Annotated in this window: 13 protein-coding genes and 2 pseudogenes; 7 read left to right on the plus strand and 8 right to left on the minus strand. The window is 57.7% G+C overall.

Annotated elements, in window-relative coordinates:
- Positions 1-26: 26 nt before the first annotated feature.
- Positions 27-197: a hypothetical protein gene (locus tag AC0L20_RS33815; protein ID WP_473294817.1), complete on the minus strand. Its 171-nt coding sequence runs from the start codon at positions 195-197 to the stop codon at positions 27-29.
- 1,338 nt (positions 198-1,535) lie between these two features.
- Here AC0L20_RS33815 and AC0L20_RS33820 point away from each other — a divergent pair.
- The 6 genes from AC0L20_RS33820 to nolL all read left to right on the plus strand — a co-directional run bounded on the left by AC0L20_RS33820 (position 1,536) and on the right by nolL (position 7,415).
- Complete coding sequence (locus tag AC0L20_RS33820) at positions 1,536-2,216, plus strand: response regulator transcription factor (protein ID WP_438744205.1); 681 nt, start codon at positions 1,536-1,538, stop codon at positions 2,214-2,216.
- Between the two features lie 84 nt (positions 2,217-2,300).
- Positions 2,301-2,690 (plus strand): response regulator transcription factor, encoded by a 390-nt coding sequence (locus AC0L20_RS33825; RefSeq protein ID WP_473294818.1) that lies wholly within the window; start codon positions 2,301-2,303, stop codon positions 2,688-2,690.
- Positions 2,691-2,948: 258 nt separating this feature from the next.
- Positions 2,949-3,152 carry a hypothetical protein gene (locus AC0L20_RS33830; protein ID WP_231189051.1) on the plus strand — a complete coding sequence of 68 codons (204 nt, stop codon included), beginning with the start codon at positions 2,949-2,951 and terminating at the stop codon, positions 3,150-3,152.
- Between the two features lie 61 nt (positions 3,153-3,213).
- Positions 3,214-3,354, plus strand: a complete 141-nt coding sequence (locus AC0L20_RS33835) for a hypothetical protein (RefSeq protein ID WP_473294819.1) — start codon at positions 3,214-3,216, stop codon at positions 3,352-3,354.
- A gap of 366 nt (positions 3,355-3,720) precedes the next feature.
- On the plus strand, positions 3,721-4,983 hold the full coding sequence (gene ectB, locus AC0L20_RS33840; RefSeq protein WP_473294820.1) for a diaminobutyrate--2-oxoglutarate transaminase: 1,263 nt from the start codon (positions 3,721-3,723) through the stop codon (positions 4,981-4,983).
- Positions 4,984-6,293: 1,310 nt separating this feature from the next.
- A complete protein-coding gene (nolL, locus tag AC0L20_RS33845; protein WP_473294821.1) occupies positions 6,294-7,415 on the plus strand; it encodes a nodulation factor fucose acetyltransferase NolL in 1,122 nt (373 codons plus the stop codon).
- Positions 7,416-7,662: 247 nt separating this feature from the next.
- Here the strand turns inward: nolL and AC0L20_RS33850 are convergent.
- The 7 genes and pseudogenes from AC0L20_RS33850 to AC0L20_RS33880 all read right to left on the minus strand — a co-directional run bounded on the left by AC0L20_RS33850 (position 7,663) and on the right by AC0L20_RS33880 (position 12,250).
- Positions 7,663-8,903 (minus strand): annotated as a pseudogene (locus AC0L20_RS33850) (aminotransferase class III-fold pyridoxal phosphate-dependent enzyme).
- Positions 8,900-9,415, minus strand: a pseudogene (bioD, locus tag AC0L20_RS33855) (ATP-dependent dethiobiotin synthetase BioD); the annotation flags it as partial. The pseudogenes bioD and AC0L20_RS33850, both read right to left, overlap by 4 nt.
- The gene (locus tag AC0L20_RS33860; protein ID WP_473265641.1) at positions 9,414-9,995 is read right to left on the minus strand and encodes an aminotransferase class I/II-fold pyridoxal phosphate-dependent enzyme; all 582 of its coding nucleotides are present in this window, start codon (positions 9,993-9,995) and stop codon (positions 9,414-9,416) included. The gene AC0L20_RS33860 and the pseudogene bioD, both read right to left, overlap by 2 nt.
- A gap of 170 nt (positions 9,996-10,165) precedes the next feature.
- Positions 10,166-10,345, minus strand: a complete 180-nt coding sequence (locus AC0L20_RS33865; RefSeq protein WP_473294822.1) for an aspartate 1-decarboxylase — start codon at positions 10,343-10,345, stop codon at positions 10,166-10,168.
- Positions 10,342-10,503 carry an aspartate 1-decarboxylase gene (locus AC0L20_RS33870; protein ID WP_473294823.1) on the minus strand — a complete coding sequence of 54 codons (162 nt, stop codon included), beginning with the start codon at positions 10,501-10,503 and terminating at the stop codon, positions 10,342-10,344. Before AC0L20_RS33870 ends, AC0L20_RS33865 begins: the two co-directional genes overlap by 4 nt.
- 24 nt (positions 10,504-10,527) lie before the next feature.
- Positions 10,528-11,340, minus strand: coding sequence for a biotin synthase BioB (gene bioB, locus AC0L20_RS33875; protein ID WP_473294824.1), 813 nt, complete (start codon positions 11,338-11,340; stop codon positions 10,528-10,530).
- Between the two features lie 490 nt (positions 11,341-11,830).
- Positions 11,831-12,250: a DUF7694 domain-containing protein gene (locus AC0L20_RS33880; RefSeq protein ID WP_094183635.1), complete on the minus strand. Its 420-nt coding sequence runs from the start codon at positions 12,248-12,250 to the stop codon at positions 11,831-11,833.
- A 1,562-nt stretch (positions 12,251-13,812) separates the two neighbouring features.
- On the opposite strand from AC0L20_RS33880, the gene AC0L20_RS33885 reads away from it, so the two are divergent.
- On the plus strand, positions 13,813-15,699 hold the full coding sequence (locus AC0L20_RS33885; protein WP_473294825.1) for a hypothetical protein: 1,887 nt from the start codon (positions 13,813-13,815) through the stop codon (positions 15,697-15,699).
- The last annotated feature ends 1,375 nt before the right edge of the window (positions 15,700-17,074 follow it).

Consider the following 17,074-nt stretch of genomic DNA (forward strand, 5'->3'; position numbering starts at 1 on the left):
CGCTGCCTAAAACCCAGCGACGCTCCTTACAAGCTGGGTTCCAGCGAGCCCTTCTTCGATAGCCCTTTCGAACGGAGACGGCTGCGATCCTGAACGACGTGTTCCTTGCCCTGACCAAGGCCGGCCACCAGCCTTGAATTGGCGAACAACCCCGCAATGTCAGCATGACAGTGGGCCGTTAAGACGATCTCGTTCACGCTCGACCACCCGGGGCCAGGACGCAGGCCAACGGACGACTCCAAACACCGCATGAAGCTTCCGAAGCCCTCCGACTGGAGATCCCAGCCACTGGAGAACAGCGGAACGCCTTCTCGTCCCAGTCGCGCTGCGACAGATCTAACTTGCCAACTACGAACTCCACCTAGTCGGCTCGAGAGATGCTAACTCGATCAATCTACAAGACATGTACAACGTGACCCTACGTACGATTCAAGCCTTTCCCGTCTGTGTGAAGTAGCAGGGAGTCACCATCTACTTTGGCTGCTAAACGAGTCTCAGTTTTGCCACGCGGGTCACATCATCTGGGACACCATCACCACGGATGTACTGGCGATGTGGGGCGAACCCGGCACACTTCTTCTCAAAGGAGTGCGCCGGGCCGCCTTAATGAGTTGCGTCGGAAGATTGATGAGCTAGTGGGCGGTTGGCGGCTGCTCCAAGCGGACCGCTCGAGCCAGTTTCAGCCCTATACTGCGGCATTGAGGAGCTAAGCTTCGAATCAGCGTGCTCGATACGCACCTATGGTGCCCGCCAATCCCGCGAATGCGCCCTCTCCATTTGAATTACACACATCATCCTCGGATACGAGCAGCGAAGCAATCGGCAGGACGCACGAACGTGGGCGCCCCCGCAGCTCGAGATGATTACATTTTCTACAAAGCACGACCGAAAGGACTTGAATCGCACCATGCGTCAGGTTGTACGAAACCGATGCAAGGTGCTTTCCCAAGCTCGCTAAAGACGCAACTCACAGGCGCTCTGACGACGCAAAAAAAGAATTTATGTGCTGATGCCGCTGCTACTCGTTCTGATGTCCATTTTCTTTACTGCGGGTGCGATAGTCTACGCCTCATGCCGATCTCAACAACGCCGGCGGGATCGGCGCATGCACAGGCACATTGGCCCCAATTCGCTCAGCTCGCGCCCCCGCGTGCAGCTACCCAGGCGGCGGGCATTTTGATCCGGCCGCTTAACGAGAGTCCGCCGACGCCTCATGCGCCTGAACGGGGATGCCAAGCGGCATCCGCCGCCAGCTAGAGCGAGCGCCTCAACTTGGCTGCTGATTGATTTGATCAATGCCGCCGGGCCGTTCCAACGGGACGGCGGACAGACGGAAGCCAGTTCTCGACCACTCGGGCCCTTTTTGCTAGACTTTCGTGATAATGTCTTACGCACGCAAACGGCTGGCCGTTCGCATACCTGGAAGATCTCAGAGATTTGCACTGCGCGAAAGCTCCTGAGAAGGCCGCCACGAGCAACCTTTGGTCGTGGCTCCACGGAACTTCTACCACGATTGCAAAAGTGAGGCTTTTATCGTGACCAAGCGCTCTGAACCGCGGAAGCAAGCCGCAACTGTCGAAGGGCCGGAGAGACCGAGCGTGTTGGTCGTCGACGACGACCTCTCAATGCGCGAATCGCTCGTCAACCTGTTTCGTTCGATCGGTCTAGACGTTGTTGCTTTCGGATCGGCCCAAGAACTGCTCCAGAGCGAGCTTCCTGATGTTCCCAGCTGCCTTGTGCTTGATATCAGACTGCCGGGCTTGAGCGGGCTGGAGCTCCAGATTGAATTAGCCAAACTGAAGGTTCACATTCCCATTATTTTCATCACCGCTCATGGCGATATTCCGATGACCGTCAAAGCGATGAAGAATGGAGCAATCGATTTTCTCGGCAAGCCGTTTCGCGATCAGGAACTGCTCGATGGAGTGGTCGCAGCGATCGAACAGGATCGCAAGAGACGAGCTATAGACAAGGTTGTCACGAAGCTGCAGTCCTTGTTCGAGGCTCTAAGTCCACGAGAGCAGGATGTCTTGAGACTGGTCGCCACGGGCCTCTTGAACAAACAGGTAGCCGCGGAACTCGGGCTTGCCGAGATTACAGTCAAAATCTACCGGGGGCACGTGATGAAGAAGATGGGTGCTCGATCACTAGCCGATTTGATTAGAATGGCGGAGAGGCTGGGAATTGGGACCGACCGTTTCAGAGTACAAACCTAAGTATGATTTTACAATTTCTTCGTACACGCGCACCCTTCGGCTGGCCGCCATGCTTCGGCCAGTGCCTTCGCCCAACCAGGACGGGTGGTCTTGTCTAACACTATTTCCGTTGTCGACGATGATCCTTCAATTCGTGTCGCGCTGAACAACCTCTTGAAATCACAGGGCCACATCGTTCATAAGTTTGCTTCGGCCGAGGAATTCCTGGAGTCGTCTCAATTGAACAGCACGTCCTGTGTAATTGCAGACGTGCAGATGCCCACGATGAGCGGCTTTGAACTTTTAGAACAGATGCGGGCCCAAGGCCACGCTGCGCCATTCATTTTGATTACTGCCTTCGCGGATGATCGCACGCGAGCCCGCGCTTTGAGCGCCGGCGTGACCGGCTTTTTCGCTAAACCGTTTCCCGCTCTGGAGTTGATGGCCTGCGTCGATGAAGTACTCCGCGAGCACCGTCCCGGAACAAACGCCTGAAAGCGGGGCAAGCAATCTGGACCAAGCCGCGCCCGCGCGGCGCTCACGATGTCGATCAACGCGCGATTGCTCGTGCTTACCCCGCGCCAGTGGCGACCATCACCTTTTGATGTAGCCGCACTCCTGTCGCTGTTGTCGCACTTTCGACGTCTGGTTGAAGCACTTGCTAGTCCGGGCCCCTGACAACATGCCTCCCGTATGATCGCGTAATCCGACGAGGCCGAAGCGCTCGTCGCGTTAACGCAGGAGCGCGCGATCTTGAGTGCGACAACCATTGCTGAGTTCGGCGCGAAAGTGCCACGGATCCGGCCGCCGAGTTTGGGGGAAGAGGAGGCGGCGATCGCGGCCAACATCACGGAGTTTGTCAAGACGTTCGCTGCGGAATTCCGAGAAGCCGCAAAGACGTATGTTGGCAGATCGAATGTTGGCGGATCGAACGGTTTGCACCGCCAGATCCGCTAAATTCGGTTCGATCCCAGCAACTCTTCGGACTGAAGCACCGGAAGCCTACGCATCCGTTGGAATGGCAACACAAGTGCCGCTGGCAGATTCGATCTCAAGCCATGCCTTTGCTGCCGAATCCATCCATGCCGACGACTGCCCGGCGATTGTGTCGACCAAGCGCAAGGCCAAAACCGGTCGGGCGGCGGGCGCGTCCTTCTAGTCCCTGAGACCGTGGCCTGAGCATGTCGCTTCCGGCTCGCGGTATCCTGACGCAAGGTACCGCACGCATGCGCAACGTCTTCCCGCGCGGCTAGGTAAACCTGTTCGCGAAAGATGACTTAACACGGGGGCCGTCGCTGGATGGGGACGAAGCTACTAGAGATGGTAGCTTTGTTCCGCCTGGTTCTCAGGTAACCCGTTGGAGCTGATTTTTAGATGCGCTACGCGCAACCCAAACGATGCCGAGAGGCGCGGAACCCGCGGTCACGGCCTGCCAGTCCTGCACGATGTTGGCCCGCGTTGTTTCATCGGGCAGATTGTCTGGTCGACGCGACGACCGCATGGTTGGAGTACACAGGGGAGCCGAATGAAGACAATTGAAACGCTAGAGTCCAATGTGCGTGCGTACTCACGTTCCTTTCCTGCTGTCTTCAATGGGGCGCGCGGTTCAATTATGTTCACAGAGGGCGGCCGAAAGGTCATAGACTTTCTGTCTGGCGCTGGAACGCTAAACTATGGCCACAACAATCAGCAGATCAAAGCAGCAATCAGCGACTATCTGGAGTCGGACGGGGTCGTCCACGGCTTGGACATGGCCACTCCAGCAAAAGTCGAATTCATGGAGACCTTTAGCTCTGTTATTCTTCGGGAACGGAATCTTTCCTACCGCTTTCAATTCACCGGGCCTACAGGAGCTAACGCCGTTGAAGCAGCTCTAAAGCTCTCGCGTAAAATCACAGGGCGTCACAACGTCATTTCTTTCACGAACGGATATCACGGCCAAAGCTTGGGAGCCACAGCCGCGAGCGGTAACCGCTTTTACCGTAAAGCCAGCGGGATTCCCTTATCCGGCACAACTTTCATGCCCTATGATGGGTATCTTGGCTCCTCGTACAGTCCGGCGGATTACGTTCGAAAGGTGTTAATGGACGAGAGCAGTGGTACTGATCTTCCAGCCGCCATTCTCGTCGAAACCGTGCAAGGAGAGGGAGGCATTAACGTCGCCGGCAAGGAATGGCTGCAGTCAATGCAGGCTTTGGCAAAAGAAGTCGGAGCTATTTTCATAGTTGACGATATCCAAATGGGCTGTGGTCGCACAGGTGAGTTCTTCAGCTTCGAGTTCGCTGCGTTGTCGCCAGACATTGTCGTGATGTCGAAATCGCTGAGTGGTTACGGCTTGCCATTGTCGATGCTCTTGATCAAGGAAGCGATCGACGCATGGGAACCAGGCGAGCATACGGGAACATTTCGCGGAAACAACCTTGCACTCGTTTCTGGCAAGGCGGCATTGGATGTGTATTGGCGCAACCAGACGTTCTCGCAACAGATCCAACGCTTGGGTGCATTTATGCGGCGTCGACTCGATGCTATCGCGCATCAGCACGGAAACGAGTTTGCCGTTCGTGGACGCGGCATGGTATGCGGCTTCGATTGCAAAACGAGCGAGATCGCAGAGGCGACGTCACGGAGAGCATTTGTGAAGGGATTGATTATCGAGCGATGCGGACCGACGGATCAGGTTGTCAAGTTCCTGCCTGCACTTACGATCGCCGAAGAAACGTTGGAACAGGGGCTCGATATATTCGAGGAGTCATTGACTGAAACCTTGAAGTTGACCCGACCAAGCTAACCTGCCGGCACACGAGAGACACTGGTCCTAGCGACAGCATCGCCGCCAACGACACTGGCGTCGGCCCTTGCTTCGCGCCGAAACGGTCAGGGGTTGTGAGGCAATAATGTGGAGCTAACGCCTGAACGCCAGCGCTGTTTGTGATCCGCTGAGTCGCTGGTGCGCGAAGAACGCCTTGCTCCCTGCTTGGTCCGCAACACGTGAGTGTGGAGCCCCCTAGGTCCGCCGAAGGCGACCTCGTTGGCGGAGCGGAGTCGAATGGTGTAGTAGGCCTTCAAAGTGCTGCGCGACGAGTTATTGAATGACGATCGCATCTAAGCCAGTCCACAAGTGAGGAGAGTCCGCCCGCCGCTGCGATCTACCGCCTCATCCCCACGCCAAGCTCAGCTGATGTTGATCGAGAAGCCTGCCTCGGCGACGTCGCGCACGCGCATCTGACCGTGCTCTTTCACGCACTCCTGCGTTAGATCTGGGCTCCTTGGAGCATTAGGTCATGTTGCTCGAACGCAGTTGGTCATCCGCCCAAGTACGATCAACCAGGCCTCCCCCGGATGCACATAAGCGACGAGCTTCAGCTAGAGATGGTACTCCACACGCGCAGCCCGTTTCACGCCTGGCCTTCATGAGCACGGGTCCATCACACGGGTGCGGACTTTGTCAGGACCGTAGACATTCCGCAGCTGCGATCCAGCCGAGCCGTTTACACCATAAATGCGGCAGCAATCACTGCGGCGGCGGCTTTACGACAAAAGTCGTCACGGCAAGCGCGGTTCAGGCGTGAGTTGCACGAAGCCGAACGAGCAGCTCAATTCAAAAGCGTTGGTCCTCGGCTTTTGCTCCACAACTCGGAGCACCGATATCCGTGTGCCCCCCAGCCCGATGCCATAGCCCCAAGTTGGCGTGATCGAGTTCAGCTATCAGACGCCCCGTTAGCTTGATCACCCCGGCGTCGACGGGACCAAATGTCGACTATGCTGCGCGAACCGAAGAAGCCCGACGCATCTGCCGGGTCCGAGATGCGTCGGGCTGAGCGGGAGACTGAGTGCGACAGTCTTCCTCCCAGAGCCGCGTCTGCAACTAGCATGCCGTGCCCGCACTGCTAGCCCAGCGTCTCAAACCAAATATCGGCTCTCTACCGCACAGTTTGCTGAGGCGTACAGAGATGCTCGGCCCACGGCTAGTTCCTCAAGGCCTAACCAGTTGAGCTTGTTGCCCTTCCAAAAACTCCCACCATCACCTTTCGTCTCAACCAAAAATGAGGCAGAAGAAGCGGACAACGGGCCGCCGGCTCATCAACAACAGATATCTAGATGTTTGATAGATTGCAACGCGTGACTGGAATAATGGCCCCGAGCTCGCGCACGACCGGGGCAAGCGATCGAGATCTGAGTTTAGATTTCGCGAAAGGTGCGCTCATTGTCTTGGTAATCGTTGGGCACCTGATCCAGTATGTCATCTATCGAGACGGCGGCTTTTGGTATTCGCCGTACTACAAAGCAATCTATATGTTTCACATGCCACTCTTTATGGCGATAAGCGGCTATCTTTCTTCTCGATCGTTGCTGCAGAAGTCGTTCACTCAGGCCGCCATCGCCCGTGCGACGCAGCTCTTACTGCCCATGCTGTTTTGGTGGGGGCTCATGGAGACAGCTAAGTCAGCGGCATTGTGGCGCGCGACCAGCCTAACTACCGGACTTTTGGAATTTGTAGACGATCTTGCCGGCACATACTGGTTCATCTGGGCCACGTTTGTTTCTTACCTTCTCATCAAGATACTCACCAGGCTGAGCCACCGATCGTTGGTCATATCTGGCTCAGCGATACTGATTGCACTCGTTCCTCTGACGTTCTCCATATCACCCTTGATCAGGTTCACTTACCCGTTCTTCTGCTTGGGATTCTTGTTTGCTCAATCGAACGAACGATGGACGACTACATCGCGATCTCACAAGCCGCTCTTGATTTTATTTCTCTCGGTCTTGACTTGCGTATGTTTTGTAGCCTGGGGCAAGGACACTTATGTCTACAATAATCTTGGACTAATTCACGATTTTCGGTCGGCCAAAGACGTGCTTCTGATGTTTGTTGGCGCTGCAGCTGCCTCAGCAATCGCCATCGGACTCTTGCTGCAATGCTGGCGCTTTAGCCACTCAACCCGAATCGCCCGCTTTATAGCTATGGAGTTGGGCCAGACCACGCTGCTGCTCTACCTTGTCCAGGGTACCGTGTTCCGTCTAATGGATTTCATACAGCTCGGAGAACGTTGGGATCTCACGACCCAGTTGATCATGGCGGGTCTGCTCGGGGCGGCAATTGTTGCGATCGCGCTAGTGGTCCGCTCGACTGTTCGCGGCGTTCCATATCTGTCTCAGCTCGTCCTTGGAATGCCACCGCGGTCAGGTCTCCCGCGAGCCAAACCCGCAATGAACTAGCTGTATGCATTTGATCGTCCGAGTACGGCAGGATGTTGCGATGGCATCGCCTTGTGCTGCCGCCGGAATAGCGTTCGAAGCCCGATCGGGCGGCGTCGGCGTCCACCGGCCGAGCCGGTCGGCATAGAGTAACGTAAGATGCGAGTAACCATCGTCCATTTCGGCACCTTATGGCAAGGCACTCTCAACTCGTTCCGGAAGCCGACGACAACTCAGACTCCCTAGTCTTGCGGAGCCGCGCGCGTCTTCAGGCCAGCGCATCGGCAGCGTCATAGACGCCCGCATATATTTCGTGCAGGTCTCCTGGTGTTACACAATATGGCGGCATCACATAGATCGTATTACTGCAGCAAGAGATTGCGCACTTTAAAGAAGGCGTGAAGCTTCGGGCCGACGCCTGCCAATGGCCGGTATCCTTCGTCTTCAGATCGAGTGCACTGTGACGGCGCCGCTACGGCGAACGTTTGCAAAGCGCCGATCGCCGCGGAATGGTTCAATTGCCTGCTCTTGCATGGTTGCGAGCGCAGCAATGCGTCTGACCTGTCTTTCCACAGTTCCAGGTTAGCCTTGGCGGCGGCACAGGCCAGCGGATTTGCCGTGGACGAACTCGAGTGAAGGATTGTGCGTACGGTCTTTCGAGTAATGAGCATCGAAAATCCCTGGCCAGCACAGTGTCACAGCGAGCGGCAGCGCCCCTCCCGTGAGGCCCTTGAATAGCACGCTCGATCTGGCACAACATTGGCCTGCTCACAGGCGAGATTGTTCCGGTGCGGCTCCAGCCCGTCATGACCTCATCGGCAATGAACAGGACGTCCGACGCCTCGCAGATCCGCTTCATCTCACTTAGCACCCAAGTTGGGTACCTCAGCATTCCGCCTGCCTCAACACCAGGCTCGACAATAAGGGCTGCGCGATTTTCGTGCCGACATGCTGATTCAAGCGCATCAAGCGTTGCCTGCTCACGACCGCTCGCAGGGAATGGCATTGAGGTCAGGTCGAACAGGAGCGGTCCGTACGCCGCGTTGAAGACACCGCGGGCACCAATCGACATCGCGCCGAACGTGTCGCCGCGATAGGAGTGCTTGACAACGATGCGTGTTCCCTGTTTGCCTCTATTGTGCCAATAGCCGAGTGCCATGTTCAAGGGCGACTTCAAGCGGCTGAGCCACTGTCCGAGTAGAACACATGGTCCAAGCCTTGGGTTATGAGTTTCAAAAGGAGCCGAGCGACCTCCTCGGCCGGATCATGCGCGTAGCCGGCGAAAATGACTCGCTTCAATTTGCCGGCCTATTCGTGAATCGCGCTCACGATCTGCGGATGGCAATGGCCGTGAGTGACGACCCCACCAGGATGCGACTGCATCTATGATTCGATGATCATCCGCAGTGTGGAGATAAGCACCGTCGCTACGCACAACCTTGGTCATCTCTTGTGAAGCGCATGCTGCGCGAATGGATGCCAGATGGGCCACCTGTTGTTTGGCTTCATGGCTGGAAGTCGCTGGAAATGAACGAGTCTTTGAAGACGACCGTAGGCTGTCTGCCGTCAGAGGAGAAATCCAGGGCAGCCGGCCTAACCAACGCACCCGCGCGATGTCACAAATTGCGCTTTCAGTTTCAGCATTTCTTTCCCCCGATAATGCGATCCCAAGAATGTCGATCTGGCGCTTTCGCAAGGCCTCAATCCGCAGCAGGGAGTGATTGATGGTCCCGAGTAGCGTGCGGGCGCGGAGCACGACGGGAAGCCGCCACCGCTCGAAGATGTCGATGTAGAGTGGGCTACGGTTCAGCGGCACCATCAGCCCGCCGGCGCCTTCGATGACGAGCGGTCGCTCCCCGGCCTGCGGCCCGATGAGCGAATCCGGGGTCGATGCGAATTCCGTCTATCTCGGCCGAATGATGCGGGGAAGCGGGTATTTTAAGGCGGTAACGCTCCGGAACGATCCGATCGGCCGGAAGACCCCTCAGCCGTGCAACCAGCTGGCTATCGGTCTCCCCTTCAAAACGATTCTCGCCAACGATATAGGGCAGGATCTGCGAATTCGAAGGACTTCTCTCGCTTCGCACAGCCATCTCCCGATGCAAGAACGCGACCAGCTTCGTCAACCATTCTTCGCTCCGGCTCCTCCTGCAGGATCAAGAGAGACTCCCGCACGGCCACCGCCATCAACAGCGACCGAGCGGTCGCGAAGATGAGCGGGCGACAGCGATTGATCGTGCGCAGCACGCCTGTGGCAGTGACAAGCGCGCCGGAAGCTCCCAGCGCCTTACCGCAGGTATGAACAACGAGGAGATTCTCGCGTCCTTCATAGGCCGCCGTGAGCCCTCGCCCTTGCTCGCCGTAAACGCCCGTTGCATGAGCTTCGTCGACAACCATGAACGCGTCGTGCAGGTGCGCGATCCCGAGCAGGTCTCCAAGCGGTGCGACTTCGCCATCCATGCTGTAGAGGCTCTCGACTACGATCCAGACCCGCCCGGCTCCTGCGGCCGGGCGCCAGTCGCAAATTGCCGCTTTCGATAGCCTGCGGATTGTTATGGGCACTGATTCGAAACGTTGCTCGGCCCGTTCGCGCTCCTTCATGAATACTGGAGTGAACCGGCGAATTCGAGCAGGTCGTCTTGTTGCGACAGCCTTGTCAGCACAGCAACATACCCGCAATGACGGAATTCATTCATCACTCGCTGAGCAACGATGGACGCCGCAAAACTCCCAACTGGCCGGACAGGGTCTTCCCGCGTTGGCTTGTGGGTTCAAACTTGCAGGATGGGATTTTCTCGATCAGCCGGCACAATGCGCGGCCTGAAGATGCTCGCATCCTCCTCGTCAAGTGACGCGTATGCAACAATACTTATCTTATCTGCGGGCATCGCCAGTCGCGCCGCCGCACCGTTTACGTCTACGGTGCCGGACCCTTGTGGCGCTTCTGTCACAAACGTTGCAAAGAGTGTTCCCGTCTCGAGGTTGTACAGTTCGACGCGAACGTTAATCGGATACCGGCCGCGTCCAGCAGCGCACGATCAATCGAGATCGAGCCTTCATAGTGCAGGTCGGATTCAGTGACCCAGGTGCAATGAATCGTTTCCTTCAATCAGGACAATCTGCATTTCTTTACCTACGCTGAGGCTTGCGCGCGCCACGCCCATTGTTCTGGATGACTTAAGCGGTCAGACATAATACCGAGCCGGGCTAGCACACTTGCATCCCGGTCAACTTGCGGATTTTTGGTCGTCAGCAACACATCGCCGACAAAGATGGAATTCGCACCAGCCAAGAAGCATAGGGCCTGGAGTTCATCAGTCATGTACTCACGCCCGGCGGCCAACCGTATGACGCTGTTGGGCATCATGATCCGCGCGGTCGCCACCAGGCGCACCAGTGCAATCGGATCGGGACGCTCCGCCGTGAACCTCACCGGCACGCCATTCACCTTGTTCCAGAGCTTGATCCGGATGCTTTCCGGATGGTTCGGAAGATTGGCGAGCAGTAGCAGCATGCCGAGACGGTCCTCGGCGTCGTCACCGATGCCAAAAATTCCGCCGCAGCAGATTTTGATGCCCGCCTGGCGCGCGGGCGTAAGAGTGTCGATTGGCTCTTGCAAGGTCCGGGTCGTGATGATGCTGCGGTAGAACTCAGGCGAGGTGTCCACGTTGTGATTGTAGAAATCGAGGCCGGCGTCGGCGAGCCGTGCGGCGTGCTTTGGCGTGAGCATGCCGAGCATTACGCACGTCTCCATGCCAAAATCTTTAACGGCGGCAATCATATCGCAGACCTGATCGAGGTCGCGGTCCTTTGGATTGCGCCAGGCCGCGGCCACGCAGAAGCGGGTCGCCCCGGCGGCCTTGGCCCGTTGCGCGGCGGAGACCACGTCAGACCGATCCATCAAGCGAGCCGCCTTCAGTCCACTGGATACAAGCAACACCCACATGCGCAGCTCCGGAAACGCACTCTTGCCCGGTAATGAAGGAGAAATATCGCCGAGTTGCGCGGGCCATCGCGCGCATATCAGGCTAATAGCCGGCCCGCCTTCCAGTATTTGATCGCAGCATCGAGGCACGCGCAACAACGCTGCCCGACGCGCCTCACCCAGGTCACTAGCCGATGCGTACGTAGTTGCGCCCCGTAGGTCTTTTACCGATGCGAGGATTTGGCCGCCCGCAATGTGTACCGGATCGACCGATCCGCTCTAATTCGTCACCTGGCCGATTCCTCGCTGGCGTTGTTATGCGCGTCATATTGCGCACAATAGACGAGCCGATTCTGCGGCGTGCCTTGCCGCTTTGAGAAGCGCAGCGGCCTTTGGTGCGCAGAGTGGTGCCCGCGGGCCCTTGGCGGGCCTGTGGCCGCCTAGGCTCCAGCGCCACTGCGCTCTCGATTACGTGCCGCCGCTCGACTTGGCATCGATGCGGCCGGGTCCGTTAAGACATGGCACTCATCTGCGCAAACAGAATTGCCGCTTCAGACGGCCCCAGCCCGACGATGCCCACGAAGGCTGACGGAGGCATCGGAATGACCTGACGGGTCGGCCTCCAGAGATGCAGGCAATAGCGACTGTTGTTCACATACTGTGACTGAGGAGGATGCAGCTGCATCACGCATTCCTCCTGATGCCAAAACAGATCTTTGGCGAGACACATCTCCTCCCAATTTGGAGATCGCCGAGGCGTCGACACAGAGACATGCTCCCATCCCGGACGAACGAAGCCGATGATCTTGAGCTGGCAGCCACAAGGCCCCTGCACGAAGAAGAGACCGGAAGGACCAGATCCGGGTGCGGTGGCGAACCGGCCATCGCGCACGCGTCCCGCTTCGAGCCTTTCTACAATTTGCTTCCTCACACCTCCTCCCTCTTTTGACCGATAGGGTCGAATCCGGCACCACTCGTGTTGTCCGACTCATACATTGACCGGCCGCCGCGCCGGCATGGGCGATCCCAACTACTGCGGACCATCTGCACCAAACTTAGTTGGAAGACGAACATCGGCTTTGTCCGGATCGTCCAGCGGAGAGTTTCTCCTGCAGTTTATCTTTCGACATCTGAATCTTTCCTTGGATTTTCGCGTCATTCGTGCCTTCGTTGCGAACTTGCCTCATGCAGACAATCGGCACAGACATCTACGATGGTTGTCGCGGCAAGCCGGGCCTGCAGGAGCTGCTGCCGCCCCTTCGCCTAAACAAGTCCGCAAGGTATGGCGTTGGTGCTTGATGCCAGAACCGACTGAAATGCCTTAGATCAACAATGGCGGCGGAGGCCATTTGGCGCGGCATGATCCGGCGAACCGGCTAGTTTGGCACCAAACAGACGTCATCGGCTTCAGCACATGATGCAAAGCGACGCCAATGTATCGCCAGCTCGTCAACGAGAGGCTTTGCTCTTGCGACGATCTGACGGTGGGCTTTCATCTCAGTCCTTTTCATGTCGAGCGGTTAGCCGGTTACCGCCTGAGACACCGCCAATGCGTCATCTATGTGGCCGGTCACAATGGATCCACGGCCAGGGAACGCGTGACGAAGTTTCGCAGTTCAGCCCTAGAGGGCCTCGAGCTCCAACACGGCGAGACTTCGGTGGCCGCAGTCACAGTTCGCTCCGGTAGCGATCAGAACTGCCCGTCAAGCTCGCTTCTTTGCCGCCCCTCCGCGAGGCGAGCCAGCTTGTCATATTCCTCAGCGACCTTGAGGAGCCTGCATCTAGATGTGTCGTCCTCGATCGACTCCGCTTTTAGTCGGGTCGCTTCCGCACGGCCTCGCCAATGTTTGGCGTCTGAGAATAGATTTTTCTGCTTCATGCAAAAGAGGATGCAATGTTTAGATCAAGAAAATGCGACACGGGCCCTACGTAAGATCCCGTAGGCTGGCTTTCACTAAAGCACCTCATTTGCCGTTAGCGCTGTCACTCGCTTGTTAATGTCCGACATGCGACAAGCCGCTGGGCGAAACGTAAGCGCGGCGAGTAAGCTTCACTGCAATCCCTCGGTTGAGAAGGCCGATTGGAAGGGCCACGCGGCATGATGGACGAGATTTGGCTTCACCGGCCGTTCACGCAGAATTCTGCGCGAAATGCGCGGCTCTCGACATAAATGGCTTGAATCGGACGCAGCGTCAGATTGTAGGGTCTTCTTGCGGGCGAGCGTCCACGATCGCCTGCCGATGGCTTGGGAGCGACGGCTTGCAGACGGAACGCACTTGGCCTGTGCAGCAGACATTACGGGGTGAGGGCGCCAGCGCTACCTGTCCGAACTCGAGTCAGCTTGCGTGAGCAATGTCGCGATCCGATTTCAGTTCGAGATCCTGGCCAGGGAAGGGTCGACAGATGACGCGCCCTGGACAAGCAGTCTCACTCGACCGGCTCCGCTTCGAGCAGCACGTTCGCGCGGAGCACTCAGAGCCACCAAATCGAACGATGGCCACACTCGATGAGCTTCTCGCAACAATCAGGCACGCTTGCCGTTGTCAGGACGTGCGCGCATTCTCAGGTTCACTATTCGACGATTCCAAGCAACTCACGAGATCAAATCGCGCACGCTTCCTGCGAAAGGCCGCGACTGCGTTCAGGATCGCATTTGTTCCACGATTTGAGGAAGACATCCGCCTCAAGCTAGCATCGAAATACGCCACAGTATGTGATGCGCTCAGCCGGCAGTCTGGCGGTCAGGCAGGTACCGATCTTTCCAAAGCTCTGGCGGCTCAGCTCTCCCGCCTTAGTGATGCACTGATGGAACAAGTCGACTTCACATCACTTTCGCTCTTTGCGTGTTCATTTGGCCGCCATCCTGCGTCTTCCGACTGCCGCGATGGCATGATCAGAATTGCTGAAGTTTGCCGCGACAAGAGCGAGCCGCTCCAGGACCTAACCGGCCAGCACCTATCATTGCTGATAAGCGGCTTTAGCAAGTGGCCGGATCAACCGGCGGTTCGTGAAGCCGCTCTCAGGATCGCGACTGAGATTTCTTGCCGTACGCGTTCGGATGATCGCCTCGCAGCGCTCACCCCGCGGCATCTATCATTGCTCGTGAACGGCGCCGGAAAATGGCTAGGAGAGGAACGCTTTCACACGGCAGTTGTGATCGTCGCAGATGAGCTTGTGCGCCGAAGCGATCGACTCTCCGATTTTACCCAGGAACAGCTGGCCAATCTGATCAGCGTCTTTAGCAAGCGGCCGGAAGATTCGAGTTGTCGCAAGGCAGCGATCGCGATCAGCAACGAACTTCTCCGCCGCTCCGATCAGCTCTCCGATGTCAGTCAGCAGCGCCTGGCTAAGCTCGTAAACGGATTCAGCAGGTGGCCGGGCGAGCTCGCGCCTCGGCAAGCCACCGCCAAGATTGCAGGAGAACTCGTTCGTCGCGGGCTTTCCGTCGATCACCATGAGTTGGCGAGTCTGGTAAACGGCTTCAGCAAATGGACGGCGGAGGTTGCCTGTCTCGCGGCGAGCGTCGCGATCGCGGATCAAGTCATCCGTCACGCTCGCGGTGCCGAGCGCCTCTCTTATTTTCGTTACCAGGAACTCGGGGTGCTGGTAAACGGTTTCAGCAAATGGCGGCAGGACCCGAGCTGCCGCCAAGCCACAATTGAAATTGCCGGTGAAGTGCTCGCCCGCTGTGACCGCGCCGACGGCGTCTCCTGCATTACTGAACAGGCACTGGCGAACCTCGTAAATGGGTTCAGCAAGTGGCCACAACAGCTGTCTCTTCGCGCCGCGACGGCTGCGCTCGCCCGGGAGGTCGTTTACCGCGCCCGACGGGCCGGTCAGCTCTGTGATTTTACGCAGCAAGGACTGGCTATTCTGTTGAACGGCTTCAGCAAATGGCCAACGGAAGTTCCGCTGCGCGAAGCTAAGACTGCGATCGCGCACGAGGTCCTTTCTCGGGCCTGCCGTTCCGACCGGCTTTCTCATTTTACGCGTCGAGCACTGGCGATCCTCGCCAACGGCTTCAGCAAATGGCGACAAGAGGAGATCTCTCGCCATGCGACGGTAGCCATCGCGCAGGAGATTCTTCGCCGCACTTTCCAGGTTTGTGATTTTAGCGAGCAGGAGCTTGCTCAGCTCATGCGTGCGTTCAGTCACTGGCCGAAAGAGGTCACCTGTCGCGAAGTCGCCGTCGTAATCTCACAGGAGGTCCTGCGCCGCCTCACCGGGACTGCGCGTTTCACCGAGCAAGAGCTCGCATACTTGGCGAATGGGTTAGCCAAGTGGCCCGAAGTGGCGATCTGTCTTCGAGCCGCTGCGGCTATCGGCAATTGGACAGCGCTAGGTGACCGACGACGAACACCATGTCATGCGGCGTTTTGAAGCAAACGGAACACGGCTGCACACCGCTCGTAAGGCACGAAGGGCAACGCTGCTCCAAAGGACGATAACTCAATGCAGGATGACGCGAGCAAGCGGCGCGACCAACGGCACCACACTTTTAGGCGCGAGGTGATCGAGATAGGCGACGAGATGGGCTCGCAAGCTCGTTCAGCGGAGCGGATTTCTGGTCGTACTTTCAGCCATCAAAGGCAATGATCCACGCGTAGTGAGTAGCGAGGTTTTGACGGGCGGCACTATGTCGAATGGTGCATTGAACGGCCGCGGCAGATCTCTGCAGGTGCTCGGCGCTCTGCGTTCAACGGATTTTCCAGAAGAGCACGGAGGCGCGTCATCGCCGCCGCTCTCGGCAGAGATGCATCAAGTGTTCGCTCACGCCGCAGCCCTTTCGGGCGGATTGCTCCGGAGCCCGCGTACATCGTGTTTTTCAGGACGGCAACAGCGCCTCCAGAGTGCAGTGGCTTCTGCAGCTTTGGATGCCAAGCAGTCGTTCAACAGACGACCACGTAGCGCGAGCTCAAACCACAAGGAACTCTCTAATTATGCTCTGCCAGAAATGTCACGGAGATAACTGGTGCGAGATCGCAATGCACGACCCCTGGGCCGGCCGACCAGTGATCACCTGCAACATTTGCGGCGAGTATGCCGAGTACGACAGCCTCCAGCGCAAAACGGCTCACGCGATCATGGCAGCTACCTTGGCCTGTAGCGTGAGCATAGAGGACCAGCGCGATCCCCGGGTGGTTGCTGATAGGATCTTGGATGCACTGGAGAATGCCGGCTTAACAGTCGCTCGCGCCTCAAGATGAATGGGGAGGAGCGCCGATCGGCGCGTACGAGGCCCTGCTTGGCGATCCGAGAGCATGGGCTGCGCCGCTCGTTCCAACAGCCGTTTGATTGCCGTCAGACTTTCCGCCTTTTCCGTGGCCGCTCTGGAGTTGCACGCGCCCATAGCAACTGTTGGAGACCAGCCACGATTGTAGCAAACGCACCAATCCGGACTTAAACCGCGATGCCCTGAACGGGACCAGGGCTGAGCACCGCTTGGGCGCCGTCTTCCAACGCATGACGGCCCCCACATGGATCGAACCCGCAATCATCGCTGACCTGACGCGGCCTGCACCTGACGGCGCCTTTCGAGGTCCATCGTCCAAGTTGTCTGGAACGGCAAAGTCACTGCTCAGTGCCTTGACGGGAATTGCACTCATTGACCGGAATAACCGCTGCCGATGGACCTCGTTTCCCATTCTGCCTAGCGACGCCAGCCTCTAGAAATCCCGGGAAGCAGCCCCATCCAGACAGCGTAGCGGGAGAGCTCGGCCGGATAGACGAGGCGCCAATTCGCACAGATGCCACA

The organism is Bradyrhizobium sp. Kon58 (genome assembly GCF_055807455.1).